This is a genomic window from Sphingomonas sp. P2_B6 (genome assembly GCF_056404755.1).
Genome location: NZ_JBFUDK010000007.1, coordinates 129,978 through 152,302, shown reverse-complemented (window position 1 = coordinate 152,302; position 22,325 = coordinate 129,978). Strand labels below are relative to the sequence as shown.

At 65.5% G+C, this 22,325-nt stretch carries 22 protein-coding genes; 10 read left to right on the top strand and 12 right to left on the bottom strand.

Annotation, left to right across the window (positions count from 1 at the left end; genetic code table 11):
- Positions 1–32 precede the first annotated feature (32 nt).
- Complete coding sequence (ggt, locus tag AC1DX5_RS12285; RefSeq protein ID WP_478015688.1) at positions 33–1,703, bottom strand: gamma-glutamyltransferase; 1,671 nt, start codon at positions 1,701–1,703, stop codon at positions 33–35.
- A gap of 30 nt (positions 1,704–1,733) precedes the next feature.
- On the bottom strand, positions 1,734–2,780 hold the full coding sequence (locus tag AC1DX5_RS12280; protein WP_478015686.1) for a quinone-dependent dihydroorotate dehydrogenase: 1,047 nt from the start codon (positions 2,778–2,780) through the stop codon (positions 1,734–1,736).
- Between the two features lie 215 nt (positions 2,781–2,995).
- Between AC1DX5_RS12280 and AC1DX5_RS12275 the strand changes: the two genes are divergently transcribed.
- The 8 genes from AC1DX5_RS12275 to AC1DX5_RS12240 all read left to right on the top strand — a co-directional run bounded on the left by AC1DX5_RS12275 (position 2,996) and on the right by AC1DX5_RS12240 (position 10,097).
- Positions 2,996–3,886 (top strand): helix-turn-helix domain-containing protein, encoded by an 891-nt coding sequence (locus AC1DX5_RS12275; RefSeq protein ID WP_478015685.1) that lies wholly within the window; start codon positions 2,996–2,998, stop codon positions 3,884–3,886.
- 224 nt (positions 3,887–4,110) lie between these two features.
- Positions 4,111–4,527: an SUF system Fe-S cluster assembly regulator gene (locus AC1DX5_RS12270; RefSeq protein ID WP_465172407.1), complete on the top strand. Its 417-nt coding sequence runs from the start codon at positions 4,111–4,113 to the stop codon at positions 4,525–4,527.
- A complete protein-coding gene (gene sufB / locus AC1DX5_RS12265; RefSeq protein ID WP_478015683.1) occupies positions 4,527–5,990 on the top strand; it encodes a Fe-S cluster assembly protein SufB in 1,464 nt (487 codons plus the stop codon). Before AC1DX5_RS12270 ends, sufB begins: the two co-directional genes overlap by 1 nt.
- 152 nt (positions 5,991–6,142) lie before the next feature.
- Complete coding sequence (gene sufC / locus AC1DX5_RS12260) at positions 6,143–6,886, top strand: Fe-S cluster assembly ATPase SufC (RefSeq protein WP_478015681.1); 744 nt, start codon at positions 6,143–6,145, stop codon at positions 6,884–6,886.
- A 145-nt stretch (positions 6,887–7,031) separates the two neighbouring features.
- Positions 7,032–7,784, top strand: a complete 753-nt coding sequence (locus tag AC1DX5_RS12255) for a SufD family Fe-S cluster assembly protein (RefSeq protein WP_465176075.1) — start codon at positions 7,032–7,034, stop codon at positions 7,782–7,784.
- A gap of 168 nt (positions 7,785–7,952) precedes the next feature.
- A complete protein-coding gene (locus AC1DX5_RS12250) occupies positions 7,953–9,134 on the top strand; it encodes an aminotransferase class V-fold PLP-dependent enzyme (protein WP_465176076.1) in 1,182 nt (393 codons plus the stop codon).
- 9 nt (positions 9,135–9,143) lie between these two features.
- Positions 9,144–9,611, top strand: coding sequence for an SUF system Fe-S cluster assembly protein (locus AC1DX5_RS12245; protein ID WP_478015679.1), 468 nt, complete (start codon positions 9,144–9,146; stop codon positions 9,609–9,611).
- A gap of 132 nt (positions 9,612–9,743) precedes the next feature.
- Positions 9,744–10,097, top strand: a complete 354-nt coding sequence (locus AC1DX5_RS12240; protein WP_478015677.1) for a HesB/IscA family protein — start codon at positions 9,744–9,746, stop codon at positions 10,095–10,097.
- 42 nt (positions 10,098–10,139) lie between these two features.
- On the opposite strand, the gene AC1DX5_RS12235 is transcribed toward AC1DX5_RS12240, so the two are convergent.
- The 9 genes from AC1DX5_RS12235 to AC1DX5_RS12195 form a co-directional block, all read right to left on the bottom strand.
- Positions 10,140–10,511: a hypothetical protein gene (locus tag AC1DX5_RS12235; RefSeq protein ID WP_465176078.1), complete on the bottom strand. Its 372-nt coding sequence runs from the start codon at positions 10,509–10,511 to the stop codon at positions 10,140–10,142.
- Positions 10,512–10,730: 219 nt separating this feature from the next.
- A complete protein-coding gene (locus AC1DX5_RS12230) occupies positions 10,731–11,795 on the bottom strand; it encodes an alpha/beta hydrolase (RefSeq protein WP_465172415.1) in 1,065 nt (354 codons plus the stop codon).
- 588 nt (positions 11,796–12,383) lie between these two features.
- On the bottom strand, positions 12,384–12,836 hold the full coding sequence (locus AC1DX5_RS12225) for a MaoC family dehydratase (protein WP_465172416.1): 453 nt from the start codon (positions 12,834–12,836) through the stop codon (positions 12,384–12,386).
- Positions 12,836–13,615: an SDR family oxidoreductase gene (locus AC1DX5_RS12220; protein ID WP_465172417.1), complete on the bottom strand. Its 780-nt coding sequence runs from the start codon at positions 13,613–13,615 to the stop codon at positions 12,836–12,838. The genes AC1DX5_RS12225 and AC1DX5_RS12220 overlap by 1 nt, the downstream gene beginning before the upstream one ends.
- Before the next feature lie 21 nt (positions 13,616–13,636).
- Positions 13,637–14,092, bottom strand: coding sequence for an N-acetyltransferase family protein (locus AC1DX5_RS12215; RefSeq protein ID WP_465172418.1), 456 nt, complete (start codon positions 14,090–14,092; stop codon positions 13,637–13,639).
- Complete coding sequence (locus AC1DX5_RS12210; protein ID WP_478015675.1) at positions 14,089–16,041, bottom strand: acetyl/propionyl/methylcrotonyl-CoA carboxylase subunit alpha; 1,953 nt, start codon at positions 16,039–16,041, stop codon at positions 14,089–14,091. Before AC1DX5_RS12210 ends, AC1DX5_RS12215 begins: the two co-directional genes overlap by 4 nt.
- A gap of 2 nt (positions 16,042–16,043) precedes the next feature.
- On the bottom strand, positions 16,044–16,517 hold the full coding sequence (locus tag AC1DX5_RS12205) for a nuclear transport factor 2 family protein (protein WP_465172420.1): 474 nt from the start codon (positions 16,515–16,517) through the stop codon (positions 16,044–16,046).
- A 35-nt stretch (positions 16,518–16,552) separates the two neighbouring features.
- A complete protein-coding gene (locus AC1DX5_RS12200) occupies positions 16,553–16,894 on the bottom strand; it encodes a hypothetical protein (protein WP_465176082.1) in 342 nt (113 codons plus the stop codon).
- Between the two features lie 3 nt (positions 16,895–16,897).
- Positions 16,898–18,499, bottom strand: a complete 1,602-nt coding sequence (locus tag AC1DX5_RS12195; protein ID WP_478015673.1) for a carboxyl transferase domain-containing protein — start codon at positions 18,497–18,499, stop codon at positions 16,898–16,900.
- A 171-nt stretch (positions 18,500–18,670) separates the two neighbouring features.
- Between AC1DX5_RS12195 and AC1DX5_RS12190 the strand changes: the two genes are divergently transcribed.
- Complete coding sequence (locus tag AC1DX5_RS12190; RefSeq protein ID WP_478015671.1) at positions 18,671–20,728, top strand: M13 family metallopeptidase; 2,058 nt, start codon at positions 18,671–18,673, stop codon at positions 20,726–20,728.
- A gap of 20 nt (positions 20,729–20,748) precedes the next feature.
- Positions 20,749–21,387 (top strand): glutathione S-transferase family protein, encoded by a 639-nt coding sequence (locus AC1DX5_RS12185; protein ID WP_478015670.1) that lies wholly within the window; start codon positions 20,749–20,751, stop codon positions 21,385–21,387.
- Here the strand turns inward: AC1DX5_RS12185 and AC1DX5_RS12180 are convergent.
- Positions 21,375–22,253 carry an SDR family oxidoreductase gene (locus tag AC1DX5_RS12180; RefSeq protein ID WP_478015669.1) on the bottom strand — a complete coding sequence of 293 codons (879 nt, stop codon included), beginning with the start codon at positions 22,251–22,253 and terminating at the stop codon, positions 21,375–21,377. The genes AC1DX5_RS12185 and AC1DX5_RS12180 overlap by 13 nt on opposite strands.
- Positions 22,254–22,325: the final 72 nt, after the last annotated feature.

Below are 22,325 nucleotides of genomic sequence, written 5' to 3'. Positions count from 1 at the left end.
GCGCGCCGTGTTCGGCTGCGCCGTTCAGGTTTTCAGGGCAGGTCGCTCAGTGCTGTTCCGACACTCCTTGGGTCCGCCGCGCCGACCCAGCCCCTGGCCGTGCGTTCCGCCGCATTCGCCTTGAGGCCGAGGCTGGATATCACGACCTGATGGCCCAGTCTCTCCAGCGGCTCCTTCATCGGCTCGAGCGACGTGCCCTTTTCGAGGATCAACGTCCGGCCGCTGAAATAGATCAGTCCCTGGCCGATCGACTCCTGCGCGCTCATGCCCCAGTCGAGATGGGCGATCAGCGCCTTCGCGACCTGCATGATGATCGTCTTGCCGCCGGCCGCGCCGACGGTGAACACCGGCTTGCCCTTGGCGTCATAGACGATGGTCGGCGCCATCGACGACAGCGGGCGCTTGCCGCCCTCGACCCGGTTGGCGACGGGCGCGCCTTCCTTCTCCGGCGCGAAGGTAAAGTCGGTCAGTTCGTTGTTGAGCACATAGCCGTTCGCCATCAGCTGGCTGCCGAACGGCCCCTCCACGGTCGATGTCATGCCGACGATGTCGCCGGCCTTGTCGATCGCGATGAAATGGGTGGTGCCGTGGATCTCGTTCTGCACCGCCGCGGTCCGCGCCTGCGCGCCCGGCGGCGTGCCCGCTTCATAGGCCGGCAGGGTCGCGGTGGTGGAGATCAGCATGGATCGCCGGGCGAGATAGGCCGGATCGATCATGCCCTTCACCGGCACCTGCACGAAATCGGTATCGCCCAGATATTTCTCGCGGTCGGCATAAGCGAGTTCCATCGCCTCGCCGATCAGATGCCAGGCGACCGGCGAGTTCGGCCCCATCTTCTTCAGGTCGAAACGCTTCAGCATGCCGAGGATCTCGAGCACCGTCACCGCGCCTGAGGAGGGCGGGCCCATGCCGCAGATCCTGTACGTCCGGTAGAAACCGCAGACGGGCGGCTGCTCCTTGGCTTGATAGGCGGTCAGGTCGGCAAGGGTGATGTCGCTGCTATTGACGGAGGTGCCGGTCGCGGCGGCGACGATCGCCTTCGCGTTGTCGCCGGCATAGAACGCTTCGGGCCCTTCATCGGCGATCCTGCGCAGGATCGCGGCGAGCGCCGGGTTCTTCATCGTCGCGCCCACTACGGGCACCTGGCCGTCGACCGTGTATTGCTTCGCGATTTCCGGGAAGCGGTCCCAGATGCGCGCCATGCCGGCGATGCGGTCGTTCAGCGGCTTGCTGACCTGATAGCCGTCCTCGGCCAGCTTGATCGCGGGGGCGAACAGCGCCTTCCATGGCAGCTTGCCCCATTTCTGGTGAGTCAGCGCGGCCAGCCGGATATTGCCCGGCACGCCGACAGACTTGCCGCCCTGGAACGCCTGGCCGAACGGCATCGGCTTGCCGTCCGCGCCGAGGAATCGCTGCGGCGTTGCGGCGGCCGGCGCTTTTTCGCGGCCGTCGATCGTGTCCATCTTGCCGGTCTTGCCGTCGTGATGAACCAGGAAGCCGCCGCCGCCGATGCCGCTCGATTGCGGCTCGACCACGGTCAGCGCCAGCATCATCGCCATCGCGGCATCGGCCGCGCTGCCGCCTTCGCGCAAAATCTGCCGCCCGGCTTCGGTCGCGCGCGGATCGGCGGAGGTGACCACGCCCTGGGCGGAGGCGACGGGGGAATAGACGAGGATGGCAAGCGCGAGCAGGAGCTTCTTCATGGCTCCGTGGTAGCGGTGACTATCGCTACGTCAACCGGCCCCGACGGCATCCGCGACATGATCATGCCCATCCCGCTTCAGCAGGCCGGCCAGGCCGTGCGCGATCCGGCGCGGCAGGCCGGGGCCCTCATAGACCAGCGCGGTATAGAGCTGGACCAGGCTCGCCCCCGCGCGGATACGGGCATAGGCTTCCTCCGCATTGCCGATCCCGCCGACCGAGATCAGCGGCAGCGTGCCGCCGGTCGCCTTGCGGAAATCGCCCAGCCGCTGCCGTGCGAGCGCGGCGAGCGGCGCGCCCGACAGGCCGCCCGTCTCCGCCGCATGGACGGATCGCAGCCCGGGACGGGAAATGGTCGTGTTGCTGACGATCAGCCCGTCGATATGGTGCGTGATCGCCGCGCGCGCGATCTCGTCGATCGCGGCAGGCTCCAGGTCGGGCGCGACCTTCAGGAACAAGGGCGGCCGCTGGATCGGCAGGCGCCGCGCCTCGTCAGCCGCGGCGAGCAGCTCGGCCAGTGCCGCGCCGTGCTGCAGCTCGCGCAGGCCCGGCGTGTTGGGGGAGCTGATGTTGATCGTGACATAGTCGGCGATCTGCGCGGCTTTCTCCACGCCGTTCCGATAGTCGGCGATCCGGTCCGCCGCGTCCTTGTTCGCGCCGACGTTGATGCCGAGCACGCCGCGTCGCTTGGCCCGGACCGCGCGGGGCAGGGCCGCTTCCAGCCCGCCATTGTTGAAGCCCATGCGGTTGATCACCGCCCGGTCCTCGACCAGGCGGAACAGGCGCGGGCGCGGGTTGCCCGTCTGCGGTACTGGCGTCAGCGTGCCGATCTCCACCGCGCCGAACCCCAGGCCGAAAAATCCGTCGATCGCCCGGCCGTCCTTGTCGACGCCGGCGGCAAGGCCGATCGGGTTGGCGAAATCAAGACCGGCCACCGTGATGCGAAGGCTCGAATCGCCCGGTCCGGCCGCCAGCGGCGTCCCCGCCCGAGCCCATGCCTCGAGCATGGCGATCGTCAGGCCGTGCGCGCGCTCGGCTTCGATGCTGAAAAGGGCGGGGCGGAGCAGGGGGAACATCATCGGGGCGCTTTGGCATCGCCGGGCCCGCGGGTCAAAAACCGGCTGCGACGAAGCTGCGACGAATATGTCCGAATTGGCGCTTTCATCCAATACAGTCAAACCGCACGCTGGTCTAACGCGCTTGCGACCCGAAGAGCTCCCAACGGGGGTCTCTTTCACTTGGGCCCGGCCGGTTTACCGGCCGGGCCTCTTTTCATTGGTGTCGGACCCGGGTAATGTCGTTTCTGTACAAAACAGGGGCGCGTACATTGCCGGACATCCAGCTCGACTACGCGGTCCCGGCTGCCGACTTGGCCGAATACATCACCCTTTTCTATCACTTCCGCGCGGATGTTCCACTGTTCGAGGACACCGAGCGCGCGGATCATGCGCAGATCCGCTTCCGCCTGTCCCCAGGCGCTTCGGACTACACTTTCCCGGACGGCACGCAGCAGGACGCGACCGAGATCCATGTCGTCGGCCCGACCAGCGGCGCGATGGGGGTCCGCTGTGTCGGCCCCGTCTGGGTGCTCGGCATGGGCGTGACCGCGACCGGCTGGGCCGCGTTGATCGGCAACGACGCGTCGAGCATGCTCAACCGCGTGATCGACGCGACCGATCTGTTCGGGGCGCCGCGCCTGCGCGCCGCCGCCAATGCCTTGCGCGCGGCACCCGATATCCCGGCCCGGGTGGCGATCGGCGAACAATTGATCCGCGAGCTGCTGCGCGGGTGCGATCGCAGCGCGACGACCTTCGTCCGCCATGTCGACACCTGGCTGGCGGGCAGCCCCTCGCCCGACATGGAGGATCTGGTTGCCGCGACGAAGCTCTCGCGCCGCCAGGTCGAGCGCAAGTGCAAGGCGCTGTACGGCGCGCCGCCCAAGCTGCTCGCCCGCAAATATCGCGCGCTCCGCGCGGCGGTGGCGTTGGTTTCGGAAAGCCAGTCGGTCGACGACTTGATCGCCCGCGGCTTCTACGATCAATCGCACCTGATCCGCGAAGTGAAGCAGTTCACCGGCCACACCCCGCGCCAGATCAAGGCGGAACCGAGCCTGTTGTCGCAACTGACCATCAGCCAGCGCGTCGCCCTTGGCGGCCAGGTAAGCCCGCTGGTCAGCGACACGTAATCACTTCCTCCCCAAGCTCGCTTGGGGAGGGGGACCATTCGCTTCTTTAGCGAATGGTGGAGGGGGATTGGAGCGAGGTTGCGTTGCCGCGCTCCAATCCCCCTCCACCATCCTTCGGATGGTCCCCCTCCCCAACTGCGATGGGGAGGAACGAAAACAAGGTTGACCCCGGCGCCTCACACCCCCACATGCCCAATCGGAACGAATCAATCCGATTGGACCAGATGCGCCTTTCCAGCCTTGCAGACTATGCGGTCGTGATGATGTCCGCCGCGGCCCGCCATTGCGGCGGCGCGGCGCGGCTCAACGCGACCCTGCTCGCCGAGGAAACCGGCCTGCCGCTGCCGACGGTGCAGAAGCTGGTCAGCCGCCTGTCCGCGGCCGGCCTGATCGAGAGCGCGCGCGGCACCGGCGGGGGCTTCCGCCTCGCGCGTCCGGCCGCCGCGATCAGCCTCGCCGATATCGTCGAGGCGATCGAAGGGCCGATCGCGATGACGTCCTGTGTCGAAAATGGCAGCCATGATTGCTGCATCGAGGAGAATTGCCGGGTGAAGCCGCACTGGAACGCCGTCAACGGAGCGGTGAAGGGCGCGCTCGCGGGCGTGTCGCTCGCCAGCCTGTCGCAGCAGGTGCCGGCATAATGGCCACCAGGAACGCAGAGGCGCATGCCGCCGCGAACAAGACATACGAATGGGGTTTCCATTCGGACATCGAACAGGAATTCGCGCCCAAGGGCCTGAGCGAGGACACCGTCCGCTTCATCTCGGCCAAGAAGAACGAGCCCGAATGGATGCTCGACTGGCGCTTGAAGGCCTATCGCCTGTGGCTGACGATGACGCCGCCCGACTGGGCCAAGCTCAACATTCCCCCGATCGACTATCAGGACGCCTATTATTACGCCGAGCCCAAGGCCAAGCCCAAGATCGGCAGCCTGGACGAAGTCGATCCCGAGATCCTGCGCGTCTATGAAAAGCTCGGTATCCCGATCGAGGAGCAGAAGATGCTCGCCGGGGTCGAGGGCGCGCGCAAGGTCGCGGTCGACGCGGTGTTCGACAGCGTCTCGGTCGCGACGACCTTCCGCAAGGAGCTCGAAGCCGCGGGCGTGATCTTCCGGTCGATCAGCGAAGCGATCAAGGAATATCCCGATCTCGTGCGCAAATGGCTCGGCAAGGTCGTGCCGCAGCATGACAACTATTTCGCGGCGCTCAACTGCGCGGTCTTTTCCGACGGCACCTTCGTCTACGTCCCGGAGGGCGTGCGCTGCCCGATGGAGCTGTCGACCTATTTCCGCATCAATGCGGAGAATACCGGCCAGTTCGAACGCACGCTGATCGTCGCCGACAAGGGCTCGTACGTCTCGTACCTCGAAGGCTGCACCGCCCCGATGCGCGACGAGAACCAGCTCCACGCCGCCGTGGTCGAACTGGTCGCGCTCGACGACGCCGAGATCAAATATTCGACCGTGCAGAACTGGTACCCCGGCGATGCCGAAGGCAAGGGCGGTATCTATAATTTCGTCACCAAGCGCGCGCTCTGCCAGGGCCGGAACTCCAAGGTCAGCTGGACTCAGGTCGAGACCGGCAGCGCGATCACCTGGAAATACCCCAGCTGCGTTCTCGCGGGCGAGAACAGCGTCGGCGAATTCTATTCGGTCGCCGTCACCAACAACCGCCAGCAGGCCGATACCGGCACCAAGATGATCCATCTCGGCAAGGGCAGCCGCTCGACCATCGTGTCGAAGGGCATCAGCGCCGGCCATAGCGACAACACCTATCGCGGCCTGGTCCGCGTCGCCCCGACCGCCGAGGGCGTGCGCAACTTCACCCAGTGCGACAGCCTGTTGCTGAGTGACCAGTGCGGCGCCCACACCGTGCCCTATATCGAGGTCCGCAATCCCTCCGCCCAGATCGAGCATGAGGCGACCACCTCGAAGATCAGCGAAGACCAGATGTTCTACGCGATGCAGCGCGGCCTCGATGCCGAGGCGGCAGTGGCGCTGATCGTCAACGGCTTCGCGCGCGAGGTGCTGCAGCAGCTCCCGATGGAATTCGCGGTCGAGGCGCAGAAGCTGCTGGGGATCTCGCTCGAGGGGAGCGTGGGGTGATCATCCGCTACCGTCATGCCGGACTTGTTCCGGCATCCATCGTGCCCCAGGCGGTGGCAGTGCGGGTGGAGAAATGGACCCCGGAACAAGTCCGGGGTGACGGGCAGTGAAGCCCGATTGTCGGTGCGATTTGAAGGTAAGCTGATTTAACTATGCTCAAGATCGAAAACCTCCACGCCGAGATCGACGGCAAGGAAATCCTCAAAGGCCTCTCGCTCGGCGTGAATGCGGGCGAAGTCCACGCGATTATGGGCCCGAACGGCGCCGGCAAGTCGACGCTCGGCTACGTTCTCGGCGGACGGCCCGGGTACGAGGTCACCTCGGGCACCGTCACTTTCGCGGGCGAGGACCTGCTGGCGATGGCCCCGCACGAGCGTGCCGCCGCCGGCCTGTTCCTCGGCTTCCAGTACCCGGTCGAAATCCCCGGCGTGTCCAACGTGCAGTTCCTGCGCGAGGCGCTCAACGCGCAGCGCAAGGGCCGCGGCGAGGCGCCGCTCTCAGGCGGCGAATTCCTCAAGCTGGCCCGCGCCCAGGCCGACCTGCTGTCAATGGACCAGGACATGCTCAAGCGCCCGGTCAATGTCGGTTTCTCGGGCGGCGAGAAGAAGCGCAACGAGATGGTCCAGATGGGCATCATCGGCCCGAAGCTGGCGATCCTCGACGAGACGGATAGTGGCCTCGACATCGACGCGCTCCGCGTCGTCGGCGACGGCATCAACCGCATCATGCGCGCGCCCGACAAGGCCGTGCTGCTGATCACCCATTACCAGCGGCTGCTCGACTATGTTCAGCCCGATTTCGTGCATGTCCTGGCCGATGGCCGGATCGTGCGCTCCGGCGGACCCGACCTGGCGCACGAACTCGAGCGCGAAGGTTACGGAGCGCTGGCGGCGTGACATCTGGCAGCTTCCGTCATGCCGGACTTGTTCCGGCATCCATCGAGCCTCAGGCGCTGCAGGCTGATATGGCGCGGGCGCCAACCGGCGGCGCATCTGCGGAAGCATGGACCCCGGAACAAGTCCGGGGTGACGGGAAATGAGTGTGGCTACGCTTGCCATCCCCACACGCCGCGACGAAGCCTGGCGCTACAGCGACCTCGACGCGGTCGCCACCATGTGGCCGATTGACGGACCGGAGACGATCCACGTCCCCGCCGGCGAGGAAATCACCCGCCTCATCGTGCAGGATGCTCCAACCGATGCCGTCGCGATCCGCGACTATACCGTCACCCTCGACGCCGGCGCCCGCGCGACCTTTCATGTGCTCAACACCGGCGGCAAGCTCGGCCGCATCGCGATCGACGTGACCCTGCACGACGGCGCGCATTTCGAGCTGGGCGGGGCGATCCTCGGCGGCGGCGAGCAGACGCTCGAGATCGTCACGACCATGCGCCACATCGAGCCGAATGCGACCAGCAACCAGGTCGTGCGCTCGGTGCTCGGCGGGCGGGCGACGGGCAGCTATCTCGGCAAGGTCGCCGTCGCGCGCCACGCGCAAAAGACCGATGCCAGCCAGTCGGTCAAGGCGATGCTGCTGACCCGCACCGCCACCGCCAATGCCAAGCCCGAGCTGGAAATCTACGCCGACGACGTGAAATGCGCGCACGGCGCGACCGTCGGCGAGCTCGACGCGACGGCGCTGTTCTACCTCGCCAGCCGCGGCATCGCCCCGGCCGAGGCCAAGGCATTGCTGTTGCGGGCGTTCATCGGATCGGTGTTCGACGGCGTCGCGGATGCCGGCGAGCGCGAGGCGGTCGAGGCTGCGGCGCAGGCCGCGCTGGAGCGGATGCTGTGAGCAATCTTCGGCATTCTTCTCTCCCTCTCCCAGCGGGAGAGGGAAGGGGCCCGCGCCGAAGGCGTGGGAAGGGTGAGGGCGATCGGAATGGCTAGTCACCCTCACCCTTCCGTCGCTTCGCTCCTCCCTCCCTCTCCCGATAGGAGAGGGAATACGAGCCCCCTCGACGTGCTCGCCGATTTTCCGGCGATCCCCGCGGGCTGGGCCTATCTCGACACCGCGGCCACGGCGCAGAAGCCGCAACCGGTGATCGACGCGATCACCCGCGGCTATGCGGAGACCTATGCCACGGTCCACCGCGGCGTGTACCAGCGCTCGGCCGACATGACGCTCGCCTATGAGGCAGCGCGCAAGAAGGTCGCCCGCTTCATCGGCGCCGGCAGCGCGGACGAGATCGTCTTCGTGCGCGGCGCGACCGAGGGCATCAACCTCGTGGCCGAGTGCTGGGCACGCGAGCAGTTGAAGCCGGGCGACCGCATCCTGCTCTCCACGCTCGAGCATCATTCCAACATCGTGCCCTGGCAGATGGCGGCGGAACGCGTCGGCGCCGTGATCGACGTCATCCCGCTGACCGCCGACCACCGCATCGATCTCGATGCGATGGCCGCGATGATCACGCCCGCGCACAAGCTGGTCGCGCTCGCCCATGTCTCGAACGTGCTGGGCTCGGTGCTCGATGCCCGGCGCGCCGCCGATATCGCCCATTCGGTCGGCGCGAAAATCCTGCTCGACGGCTGCCAGGCGGTGCCGCGCCTTGCAGTGGACGTCGCCGCGCTCGACTGCGACTTCTACGTCTTTTCCGGCCATAAGCTCTACGGTCCGACCGGCATCGGCGTGCTGTGGGCGCGGCCCGAGCTGCTCGACGCGATGCCGCCCTGGCAGGGCGGCGGCTCGATGATCGATCGCGTCACTTTCGCGAAGACCACCTACGCGCCGCCGCCGGGGCGGTTCGAGGCGGGCACGCCGCATATCGTCGGCGCACTCGGCCTGCATGCGGCGATCGACTATGTCGAACGCATCGGGCTCGCCGCGATCCACGCACACGAAACGGCGCTGGTGGCGAAGACGCGCGAGGCGCTGTCGCAGATCAATTCGGTGACGCTCTACGGCCCCGAGGATTCTGCGGGCATCGTCAGTTTCTCGATCGAGGGGGTGCATCCGCACGACATCGGCACCATCTTGGACGAGGAACGGGTCGCGATCCGCGCGGGGCACCATTGCGCGCAGCCCTTGATGGAGGCCCTGGGCATTCCGGCAACGGCGCGGGCAAGCTTCGGCGTCTATAACGGCGCGGCGGATGTGGACGCTCTGGTGCGCGGTATCGAACGGGTAACGAGAATTTTCGGGTAGGGATCTTCGATGAACGAAGAACGCAAGATTGTGGTTGAAGAAGTGGACTCGGTCGAGGCGCCGCCCAGGGCGCGCGTCGATGGCGGGGTGACGGAGACGTTCGAGCGCAAGCGCGACTATCTGGAGGGTTTCCTTTCCCAGAAGCCGCAGGCTCAACCTTCGGGCGAGCCGGGCGGCGCGCTGTATGAGGCCGTCGTCGAGGCGCTCAAGGAAATCTACGATCCGGAAATCCCGGTGAACATCTATGATCTCGGCTTGATCTACGGCGTCGAGGTCACGGATGAAGGCCATGCGGTGGTGACGATGACGCTCACCACGCCGCATTGCCCGGTCGCCGAATCCATGCCCGCCGAAGTCGAGCTGCGCGTCGGTTCGGTGCCGGGCGTCGGTACCGCTGACGTCAATCTCGTCTGGGATCCGCCATGGGATCCGCAGAAGATGTCGGACGACGCCAAGTTAGAGTTGGGAATGCTGTAATTAACTCCCCTCCCGCTTGCGGGAGGGGTCGGGGGTGGGCTCCCGCTCACCGCAAGCGGCTCGTTTGTTGAAGCCGGGCGCCCACCCCTCGGTCCCCTCCCGCAAGCGGGAGGGGAGGAACAAGGAAAGAAGATGGCGACGACGTTGAGGCAACGGCCTGCTGCATTGATCCTGACCCCGACCGCCGAGGCGCGGATCGCGGAGCTGATGGGCAAGGCCCCCGAAGGCGCGATCGGCGTGAAGCTGTCGACGCCCAGGCGCGGCTGCTCGGGCCTCGCTTATTCGGTCGACTATGTGACCGAGGCCAAGCCGTTCGACGAGCGCATCGATACGCCCGGCGGCACCTTGTTCGTCGATGGCGCCTCGATCCTGTACCTGATCGGATCGACCATGAACTGGATCGAGGATGATTTCGCGGCCGGCTTCGTGTTCCAGAACCCCAACGCCAAGGGCGAATGCGGGTGTGGCGAGAGCTTCACCGTATAAAGGGTTCAGCTTCTCGCCGCCTGTCGCTGGAGGTCGCGCCGATCATGGCATGCCGAGAAAAGCGCGCAGCTCGGCATCGCTGAGCGAGCCGTCCGCGTTCGCATCGGCCGCCTTGAAACGATCGGGCACAGCCGCCAGGAACGCATCCTTGGTGACATAGCCCTCTGCGTCCACCTGCGCGCTCGCGAAGGAGGGCTGCATGAAGTCCGGCAGCGTCTCCTTCTTGATCTTGCCCGCATTCGATTGATCGACGAACGTCCACCCCTGTGCCGAAAAGGCGGTCGCCTCGGCCAGGCTCACCTTGCCGTCGGCATTGGTGTCGGCCATCGCCATCGGATCGAAATCCTGGGCATGGGCTGGCAGGGCAGAGCCCGCAAAGGTCAATATAATGGCGGCTGCGAAACCAGGCTTCATGATAGTCTCCCTCTGATGGTCGGTCGTCGTTCGGCTGCGCTAAAGCGCTCTCGGGCTGGATTAATCCCCACCGTTCGGGCTGAGCCTGTCGAGGCCCTGCTCTCCTCTTCCTCGGAAGAAAGAACAGCCCTTCGACAAGCTCAGGGCGAACGGGGAGAGACGATTCCAGCTAACTAAGTTTTGCTCCAGGAATTGCTCCCTGGCTTTGTGTCGGCGTCATCAGCGACCCTTTTCGAAGACGAGATTGCGGCTGAAGAACGGGATCACCTGATCCTGGAACCTGATGGCGACATTGTTGGTGTGGTCGCCGGGATAGATGTCGAAGCCGTTGGCGATGCCATAGCTGTCGAGCACAGTGTGCAGCTTCTCGGCATCGACCTTCAGCCCGTCTTTGTCTCCGACATCGATCGAGATCGCGCGATATTGCCGCAGGTTGCCGATATATTGGTCGACAAAGGCCAGCGGTGCGTTGGCCGCCCATCGCGCGAGCACGTCGGGCTGGGCCACGCCGTCCTTCACCGGCAGGTCGAGATAGAGCGGCGGGTTCTTCGGGTTGGGCGACCATGCCGCGGCGCTCGCCAGCTGCGCTCTCAGCCCGAATGGCAGCTTGGCCGAATCCGCCGGCACCTTCACGGCCGCAAGTGCCGCTGCCGCCTCCGCGTTGAACTGGCCGCCCTGGCGCGCCGACAGGCAACATGGGCTCATCATATAGAGCGCGCCGAACACCTCCGGATGCTTCATGCCGATCCGGCTGGTGCCGTATCCGCCCATCGAATGGCCCGCCAGCCCACGGCTCTCCCGCTTCGCCAGCGTCCGGTAATGGCCATCGACATAAGCGACCAGATCGCGCGCCACGAAGGTCTCGAAGTCGCCGGTCGTCCTCGAGCTGGAATACATCGAGCCGTTGTGAATGGTCTTGCTGTCGGGAAAGACCAGGATCATGTCCTTCGCGCCCTTGGCGAAGCCGCCCTCGATCGTCTGCGGAACATGGATTTCCCTGGTCCACTGGTCGGCACCGATCGAATAGCCGTGAAGGGCATAGACCACGGGATAGCGACGCCGCGGGTTCTTCGCGTAACTGGGCGGCAGCACCACGATGACGTCCCGGTCGGCGGTTTCGCCTTCCAGGTTGCCCATGATCGCCGCTGAATGGACCTTGATGCGTTCAATCGCGACCGGCAGTGCGCCGGCAACTGGCGGCGGTGCGTTCGTCGTCACTTGGGCACCGGCTGCGTTCGCCGCGCAAAGCAGCAATGCGGCACTCACGCCGTAAAACGGTTTCATCTTCAGGCCCCCTCGCGATGGCGTCCATTCTTTGCGGAAGCAGGCGCACGCGGCCCCTCTCCCGATGATCGTATTTCCGCAGGCCGGTTGTTCCGCCCCCGTGTATCAATTTGTCTGTGTATTTGCGTCGAAAGTCAACGATCGGACGCATCTGCTCGCGCTGCCTTTCCGCGACGGCCGGAAGGGCGAGGCGGATAACAGAAGAGAGATGGGAGGGCGATCCCCGCTCGAAGGTCGTGCGAGGCCAACATGGATTAGGTCGGAGTTATCCCACAACGACAGCGCCGCGATGGCTGTTCCAGCGCCGGGGCGGATCGATTCAAATCCGGCGTGAAAGGGGTAATGATCGTGCGGGGTGGAGTTGTATGGCTCCACCCTCGCTCCTTCTCGTCGCTGTATAACCGGATTTGCCCTTCGGGCGCGCATTTCCCTGTTCCGCTCGGCAAAATTCGCTGTTCCGGCATAACAGGGAATTTCGATCAACACATTGTGAATGCTGGACGATTTGGTGAAAACGGTCGAGTCGGCGGCCGGAAAAAACGAAATTCCCTGTTAATTCCCTGTTATTGGTGCAGAAACAGGGAAATCTCAGGCCGGCTTCTTCCGCATCAGCGCGGTCCTGAGACACGAGCACACCTCTTCGTCGCGCTGGTTGATCATGCGGTGGCGGAACGTCACCAGTCCGGCATCGGCGCGCGACTTGCTCTCGCGCAACTCGACCACCTCGGTCTCGCAGCGCAGCGTATCGCCAATGAACACCGGCTTGGGCATCACCAGCTTATCGTAACCCAGGTTCGCCACCAGCGTGCCGAGCGTCGTGTCGCCCACCGACACCCCGACCATCAGCGAGAAGGTGAAGGTGCCATTGACGACGATCCGCCCGAACTCGGTCGCGCCGGCATATTCGGCATCGAGGTGCAGCGGCTGCGGATTATGGGTCAGCGTCGACATCAGCAGATTGTCGGTCTCGGTCACGGTGCGCCGAATCTCGTGATTGATCCGGTCGCCGACCTGCCATTCGTCATAGAATCTGCCGGCCATCAGCTCATGCCTCCCAGGGTCCGTCCCGCGGTCCAGCCGCCATCGGCCGGCAGCACCACGCCCGAGACATAGCGCGCATAGTCCGAGGCGAGGAACAGGCAGACATCGGCGACATCGTCGACCGTGCCCATCCGCCCCAGCGGCACCGACCGGGCCGACTTCGCCTTGGCCTCGGGCGTCGGCGCCAGCCGCTCCATGCCTTCGGTCCCGGCGATCGGCCCGGGCGAGACCGAATTGACCCGCACGCCTTCCGGCCCCCATTCGATCGCCAGCGTCTTGGTGATCATGTCGACCCCGGCCTTGGCTGCGCAGACATGGACCTGGAACGGCGTGGCGATGAACGCCTGGGGCGCCGAAATGTTGATGATGCTCGCGCCGGGCTTGGTCAGATGCTCGTACGCGGCGCGCATGACATGGAAGGTGCCGAGCGTGTCGATCTCGGTAACGGCCTTGAACCCGTTCGAACTGAGCATCGCCGCCGCGACGGGGAAATTGCCGGCCGCGCCCGACACCAGCACGTCGATCGTGCCGCGTTGCGCGCGGAAATCGTCGATCGCCGCCTTCACCGCATCATAGTCGCGCACGTCGAGGCTATAGCCGAGCGCCGGCGTGTTCTCCGACAGCGCCGCCACCGCGGCATCGACCTTGTCCTGGCTGCGGCTGGCAACGGCGAGCGTCGCCCCGCGCCGGGCAAAGGATTTGGCAATGCCCAGGTTGATCCCGCTGGTCCCGCCGAACACCATCACGGTCTTGCCGGTGAAATCGAAGCCGTCGGCCATATCCATCCCCTGGTTTGTTTTTCAGAGCTTCAGCTTGAACCCGGCATGGCTCTTGTTCCAGCCCATTTGCTCGTAAAAGCGATGCGCATCGGTCCGCGTCGACATGGAGGTGAGCTGCGCCATATGGCAGCCGCGCTCGCGGAACAGCGCAACCGCCCATTCGATCATCTGCTTGCCGAGTCCCTGGCCGCGCAGGCTGCTCGCGATCCGCACTGCCTCGATCTGCCCGCGCCAGCCGCCGCGAAAGGCGATGCCTGGCAGGAAGCTCAATTGCATCGTGCCGACCACCGCGCCGTCGAGGTCGGCGACGACCTGCATCTGGTTCGGATCGGCGACGATCGCCTCGAACGCGGCGAGATAGCGCGGATCGAGCGGCAGGCTCGCATCCTCGCGCCCCTTGCTCTGCTCGTCATCGTCGAGCAGCGCGACGATCGCGGGCAGATCATCGGCGGTCGCTGGGCGGAAGATGATGCTCATGCGGCCCGCTCGATCCGGGCGAGCACCGCACCCTCGCTCACCTGTCCGCCGGTCTCCGCGCCAAGCTCCGCCACCGTTCCGTCGAACGGCGCAACGAGGCTGTGCTCCATCTTCATCGCTTCGAGGGTGAGCAGCTTCTGGCCCTTGGTGACGGTGGCGCCTGCTGCGACTTCGACCGCGATGATGCGGCCGGGCATGGGGGAGAGGATGGTGCCGTCAGAAGATGCGCCGACGGCGGTTCCGCGTGGTTCGTAAAGGCGGAAGCTGCGATGTTCGCCGTCAGCAAAGCTGACCGCGGTCCCGTCCCGTTCGAACCCGCCAAAATGTAAACCCGGGCCGGCATAATCGGTATTCATCAGGCTCTGGCCGATGATCGACAAGGCTTGCGAAGTGAACCGCTCGACTAGGTTGCTCTCATGAACGACGCCAAATTCGTCCACCACCCGAACGGGTGCACGGCGCTCGGCATTGAGCCTGAAGCCGAGATTGTTCCAGGGATCCTGCCCTTTCGTGTCGAGTTCACCTAGGTCATAGGCAGCTTCTGCTGCCATGGTCTCGACGGGAAGTTCAGGCGTCGCGAGTTCCGCGAGATGTCGATCGATAAAGCCGGTGTCGATCTTGCCGGCCAGAAAATCAGGATGATCGAGAGCACGGGCGACAAAGGCCAAGTTAGTCCGCACCGGACTGATCTGCGCGGTTTCGCAGGTGGATGCCAGTTCCCGCGCCGCTTCCTCCCGGCTTTCACGATGCTCGATCAGCTTGCCGAGCATGGGGTCGTAGAAAGGAGAAACGACGTCGCCCCAATCATATCCCATGTCCTTTCGTGTGGTCCATTGGTCTTCCCACGGCGTCATGAATTTGAATGATTCGAGCTCGCCGATGGAGGGCAGGAACCCGTTCCGTGGATCCTCGGCATAAAGCCGCGCCTCCATCGCCCAGCCATCAATAGCCAGCTCCTCCTGCCGCTTCGGCAGCGGCTCCCCGCTCGCCACCCGCAACTGCCACTCGACCAGATCCTGCCCGGTGATCTCCTCGGTCACCGGATGCTCGACCTGCAGCCGCGTGTTCATCTCCATGAACCAGATGCGGTCGGCGCGCAGGCCTTCACTGGCGTCGGCGATGAACTCGATCGTGCCGGCGCCGACATAGTCGACTGCCTTGGCCGCCTTCACCGCTGCGGCACAGATCGCCTCGCGCGTCACCTCGTCCATGCCGGGGGCAGGGGCTTCCTCGATCACTTTCTGGTGGCGGCGTTGCAGTGAGCAGTCGCGCTCGAACAGATGGACGACATTGCCTTGGGCATCGCCGAACACCTGCACCTCGATGTGCCGCGGCGAGAGGATGTATTTCTCGATCAGCACCTGTGTGTTGCCGAAGGACGATGCTGCCTCGCGCTGGCAGGACAGCAGCGCGTCGGCGAAATTCTCCGGCGCTTCGACGCGGCGCATGCCCTTGCCGCCACCGCCCGCAACCGCCTTGATCAGCACGGGATAGCCAACCGCCGCAGCCTCCGCCGCGAGCCGCTCCGGCGACTGGTCCTCGCCGAGATAGCCCGGCGTCACGGGCACGCCCGCCGCGATCATCCGCTCCTTGGCGGCATCCTTCAGCCCCATGGCGCGGATGCTATCGGGCTTGGGCCCGACCCAGATAATGCCGGCATCGATCACCGCCTGCGCGAAGTCGGCATTCTCCGACAGGAAGCCATAGCCCGGATGGATCGCCTCGGCCCCGGTGTGCTTCGCAGCGGCGATTATCTTCTCGCCGACCAGATAGCTCTCGCGCGCCGGGGAGGGGCCGATATGCACGGCCTCATCGGCCTGACGCACATGCAGCGCCTTGGCATCGGCATCCGAATAGACCGCGACGGTGCGCACGCCCATCGCCCGCGCGGTGCGGATGATCCGGCAGGCGATCTCGCCGCGATTGGCGATGAGAAGGGATTTCAGCAAGATCAGCCCTCGCAACCCGTGGCGCGCGCGGTCCAGGTGATGTTGACGATCTTCCAGGCGCCGGCTTCGCGGACCAGATCGAAATGGTCGACGCCGCAATGATGCGCCTTGCCGTCGATCAGGAAAATATAGGGCGCCCAGACCATCGCGATGTCGCCGTCGATCTCGATCGCTGGGTTGCTGATGCGCTCCTCATATTTCTCCGGGCCGGGTTTGACCCCGGCGGCGAACTCCGCCCAGCTCATATGGCGGACGGTGCGTGTGCCGTTCGGCGCTTCATTGGCCACGGTCGCGCCGCCCTCGCTACGAAGCTGGGCCAGGATCGCCGCGGAATCGCGTGCGGCCAGCCCGGCGAACAATGCGTTGATCGGCGCCATCACCGCGCCCTCGTCAGTGCCGGGGGGCGGCAGGCCGGTGCCCTTCGGCATCGGCTGCATCGGCGTGACCTGGGCGAGAAGCGCAAGCATCAGGGACATTCACAGGACTCCATGGAAAGGCGTCGTCTCGACGGTCACGATGATATTCCGAGCTCATCGTCCATCGATTCCCAGACGAGGAAGAGCGGATGAGCCGGTTCGTACGCAAAGGCGGCAAAGGCCGCGATCACTTCGTCGATCGTGAACAGCGTGCCACCCGCTGGCCTGACCGCCCGGAAATGGTGAACCGGATCCTGCGATTGCCGTTCGATGACGTAGCCATCGCCCTCGCAGGCGGTCTGCATGTAATCGCCATCCGACAGGGTCAGGATCGCGAAGCTGTTCCTGCTGTCCGGTGCGAGGATACGCAGTTGCGCATCCAGCGTCGCGGCATTGGGCCTTGGGAATACCAGGCCGTCCTCGAGCTCGAATTCCATCGCTTACATCCTGAACACGCCGAACGACGCCTTTTCCGGAATGGGCGCATTCAACGTCGCCGCAAAAGCCAGACCAAGCACATCGCGCGTCTGCGCCGGATCGATGATGCCGTCGTCCCACAGCCGCGCCGTCGCGTGCCAGGGATTGCCCTCGTCCTCATATTTCTGGCGGATCGGCGCCTTGAACGCCTCGGCCTCTTCCTCGGTCCAGCTCTCCGCATCGCGGTGCACCGTCGCCAGGACCGAGGCCGCCTGCTCGCCGCCCATCACGCTGATCCGGCTGTTGGGCCAGCTGAACAGGAACCGCGGCGAATAGGCCCGGCCGCACATGCCGTAATTGCCTGCGCCGAAGCTGCCGCCGATCAGCACGGTGATCTTGGGCACGCTCGCCGTCGCCACCGCGGTGACGAGCTTGGCTCCATGCTTGGCGATGCCCTCAGCTTCGTAGCGGCCACCGACCATGAAGCCAGAGATATTCTGCAGGAACAGCAACGGAATGCGCCGCTGGCACGCCAGCTCGATGAAATGCGCGCCCTTCACCGCGCTCTCCGAGAAGAGCACGCCGTTATTGGCGAGGATCGCGACCGGCATGCCCCAGATATGCGCAAAACCGCACACCAGGCTCGATCCATAGAGCGCCTTGAACTCGTGAAACTCGGACGCGTCGACCAGCCGCGCGATCACCTCGTGCACGTCATAGGGTGCACGGACATCGGACGGGATGATCCCGTACAGCTCCTCCGCATCGAACTTCGGCGCCCGGGGTTCCACCAGCGCGATGTCGGGTTTCCGGTTCTCGGGCAGCGTGGAGACGATGTCGCGCACGATGGTCAGCGCATGCTCGTCATTCTCGGCGACATGGTCGACCACGCCGGACTTGCGGCCATGCGTCTCCGCGCCGCCCAGCTCTTCGGCCGAGATCACTTCGCCCGTCGCCGCCTTCACCAGCGGCGGGCCGGCGAGGAAGATCGTGCCCTGGTTGCGCACGATCACCGTCTCGTCGGACATCGCCGGCACATAGGCGCCGCCCGCGGTGCAGCTGCCCATTACGCAGGCGATCTGCGGAATGCCCTTGGCCGACATGGTCGCCTGGTTGAAGAAGATCCGCCCGAAATGGTCGCGGTCGGGGAACACCTCCGCCTGGTACGGCAGGTTGGCGCCGCCCGAATCGACCAGATAGATGCAGGGCAGGCGGTTTGCCTCGGCGATCTCCTGCGCGCGCAGATGCTTCTTCACCGTCAGCGGATAATAGGTCCCGCCCTTCACCGTGGCATCGTTGCACAGGATCATCACCTGCCGGCCGGAGACCCGGCCGATGCCCGCGATCACGCCGGCCCCCGGCACCTCGTCGTCATACAGCCCGTTCGCGACGAGCTGCCCGATCTCGAGCAAGGGCGATCCCGGATCGAGCAACCGCTCCACCCGGTCGCGTGGGAGCAGTTTGCCGCGCGACGCGTGCCGTTCGCGACTTTTCTCGGACCCGCCAAGCGCCGTCCGCGCGACGTCGGCACGGAGTCGCTCCGCCAATGCCCGGTTATGCGCTGCGTTGGCGCGGAAGGTCTCGCTCTCCGGCGATAGCTTGGTGTCGAGAGCCGGCGCGCTCATGATTTCATCCTCATCTTGGCCCCTGACTAGACAGCGATCGCGCGAATGGGAAGCGACGCTCGCGGCATAAGTCTCTGTGCGGCGGCGCGAGGAAGCGGCGGCGTTGGTATCTGGTGTAACCGAAAACACGGGTGTATCCCCCGCGCCATACACCTTGGAGAGGTCTATCACATGAAGCGTTCAACGATTTTTCTCGCTGCCCTGCTCGCCACCACTGCCTGCACCCAGAGCGCGACCACGCCTGTTGCCGGCACCGCGATCGGCGTCGACGTGGCGGGGCTCGACAAGGCCGTCAAACCCGGCGACGATTTCGACGAATATGCCAATGGCGGCTGGCGCGCCAAGACCGAGATCCCGGCCGATCGGTCAAGCACCGGCATCTTCCTTCAGGTGTTCAACATCGCCGAAGGCCGTAACGCGCAGCTGATCGCGGAAGCCGCCAAGGCCAATGCCGCCGCCGGCACCGACCAGCGCAGGATCGCCGATTTCTACAATGCCTATCTCGACACCGCCGGCATCGAGAAGCGCGGCCTCGCCCCGATCAAGCCCGAGCTGGACGCGATCGCCGCCATTGCGGACAAGACCGCCCTGGCCAAGGCCCTCGGCGCCGATCTTCGCGCCGATGTCGATCCGCTCAACGCGACCAATTTCAAGACCGAGCATCTGTTCGGCCTGTTCGTCACCCAGGCGCTCGACAATCCGGGCCAGACCGTGCCGTATCTGCTTCAGGGCGGCATCGGTCTGCCCGAGCGCGACTATTATGTCTCGGCCAAGCCCGACATGGCGCAGGTCCGCACCGCCTATAAGGCCTATGTTACCAAGGTCTTCACCCTGGCCGGCCTGAGCGATCCCGCCGCGCGCGCCGACCGTGTGATGGCGCTCGAGACAAAGATCGCCACGGCGCATGCCGGCTATATCGAGAGCCAGGACGTCCATAAGGCGAACAACCCGTGGAAACAGGCGGACTTCGCGAAGAAGGCGCCGGGCCTGGACTGGAACGCCTTTTTTGGTGCGGCGGGCCTTTCGGGCCAGCAGGACTTCATCGTCTGGCATCCCGCCCCCACCGCGAAGCTCTCCGCCCTGGTGGCGAGCGAGCCGCTGGAAGCGTGGCAGGACTGGATGGCCTTCCACCACATCAACACCGTCACGCCGGTGCTGCCCAAGGCCTTCGACGACGCCTCGTTCGACTTCTATGGCAAGACGCTGAGCGGCACGCAGCAGGCGCGGCCGCGTGACAAGCGGGCGATCGCCGCCGTGAACAACAGCCTGGGCGACGCGGTCGGCCAGATCTATGTCGCGAAATTCTTCCCGGCCTCGTCCAAGACCGACATCCAGAACATGGTGAAGAACATCCTCGCCGCCTTCGACAAGCGCGTCGAGAATCTGACCTGGATGGCGCCTGCGACCAAGGCCGAAGCGCGCAAGAAGATCGAGACGATGCGCGTCGGCGTCGGCTATCCCGAGAGCTGGCGCAATTACGGGTCGCTGGAGATCAAGGCGGACGATCCGCTCGGCAATCTGCAGCGTGCGCGCCTCGCGGAATACCGGCATCAGCTCGGCAAGATCGGCAAGGCGCCGGACAAGGGCGAATGGTGGATGACGCCGCAGACGGTCAACGCGGTCAATCTGCCGCTGCAGAATGCGCTCAACTTCCCGGCGGCGATCCTTGAGGCGCCGTTCTACGATCCCAAGGCGGACGCGGCTGCGAACTATGGTTCGATCGGCGCGGTCATCGGGCACGAGATCAGCCACAGCTTCGACAACACCGGCGCCGAGTTCGATTCGAGCGGCAAACTGCGCAACTGGTGGACCCCGGCCGACTTCGCGCATTTCAAGGAGCAGAGCGCGGCGCTTGCCAAGCAGTATGACGCCTATGAGGCGCTGCCAGGCCTTCACCTCAGCGGCGAACAGACGCTGGGCGAGAATATCGCCGACGTTGCTGGCCTGACCGCGGCGTACGAGGCGTACCGTGCCTCGCTCGGCGGCAAGGAAGCGCCGGTGATCGACGGGCTGACCGGCGATCAGCGCTTCATGCTCGCCTTCGCCCAGAGCTGGCGCGAGAAGACTCGCGAGAAGTCCACGCGTCAGCAGGTCGCGACCGACGGCCATTCGCCGGGCCGTTTCCGTGCGCAGACCATTCGCAACCTCGATGCGTGGTACAAGGCATTCGACGTGCAGCCGGGCCAGAAGCTGTATCTGGAACCCAGTGCGCGCGTGAAGGTCTGGTAAAAGGACGGGAAGGGCGGACCATGTTGCTGATCGGACAATATGATTCGCCCTTCGTCCGCCGCGTCGCGGTGACGTTGAAGCTCTATGATCTGCCCTATCGCCACGCGCCGCTGTCGGCGTTCGGCGATGTCGAGGAGATCGCGCGCTACAACCCGCTGCGGCGCGTGCCGACCCTGGTCTATGAGGACGGCGTCGCGCTGACCGACAGCGGCGCGATCGTCGATGCGCTCGACGAGATGGTCGGCCCCGAACGCGCCTTCCTCACCCGCCGCGGCGACGATCGCCGTGCCTTGCTCCGTACCTGCGCCTTCGCCGCCGGCGTCGCGGAAAAGGCGGTCAGCCTGGTCTATGAGCGTGCCTTTCGCGACGGGCACAAGATGTGGGTCGAACGCTGCCGTGCCCAGGTGATCGACACGCTCGACCTGCTCGAACGCGAGCGCGCGGCGGCGAAGGACCCATGGCTGCTCGGCGAGACGATGAGCCATGCCGACGTCCTGCTCGGCACGATGCACCGCTTCGTCAGCGAGGCGCTGGCCGATCAGTTCGTCATGGATGGCTGGGTCGCCCTGGGGGAGCACGCCGCGCGGTGCGAAGCGCTCCCCGAATTCGCCGAGGCCTGTCAGGCGTTCAAGCTGACGATGCCGGATCAGGCAGCATAATAGCCGGGCTGGTCGATATCGCTCAGCAGATCCGGGCCGGTCGGCTCCCAGCCGAGCAATGACCGCGTGCGCGCGCTCGATGCCGGAATATCGGCCCCGGCGAAATCGGCGAACCAGCCGAAATGCTCCGGTGTACGCGATTCGACCGGCACGCCGAGCCGCCGCCCGATCACCGCGGCGATGTCCCTGAACGCGACTCCTTCGTCGCCGGTCGCGTGATAGGCGGCCTCGGTGGCGCCCTGTTCGAGCGCCAGCCGGTAGAGGCGCGCGGCGTCGAGCCGGTGTACCCCAGGCCAACGGTTCGCCCCGTCGCCGATATAGGCGGACACGCCTTTCTCGCGGGCCAGGCCGATCAGGAACGGGATGAAGCCGTGGTCGCCAGTGCCGTGCACCGACGGCGCCAGCCGGATGGAGGCGGCCCGCACGCCGCGCGCCGCCAGAGCTATCGCGGCGGCCTCGGACCGGCGCGGGTAGGAGGGGTGCGACGCGGGCAGATCCGCCTCGGTCGCGACCCGGCCCGGCGCGAGCAACGCAAAGCCCGAGGTGACGAGCAACGGCCGGTCCGACCCCATCAGCGCGCTGCCCAATGTCTCGATCGCCAGCTGGTCCTGCCGCGCATTCTCGGCAAACCGGGAGAAATCATGGTTGAACGCGGTGTGGATCACGCCGTCCGCCGCCGCCGCGCCGCCGCGCAGAATATCGAGGTCGTCGAGCGTCCCGGACACGATTTCGGCGCCGGCCGCGGCGAGCGTCGCTGCCTTTTCCGCGGACCGGGCCAGTCCCGTCACCTGATGGCCGGCACTAACCAGTTCCTCGACCACCGCCGACCCGACCCAGCCGGTGGCACCCGTTACAAATACGCGCATCTGCTCATCTCCAGCATTTCGACCCGTCTATTGTCGTGATCGCTCTTATGCAGGTAAAGTAGTGACATTATC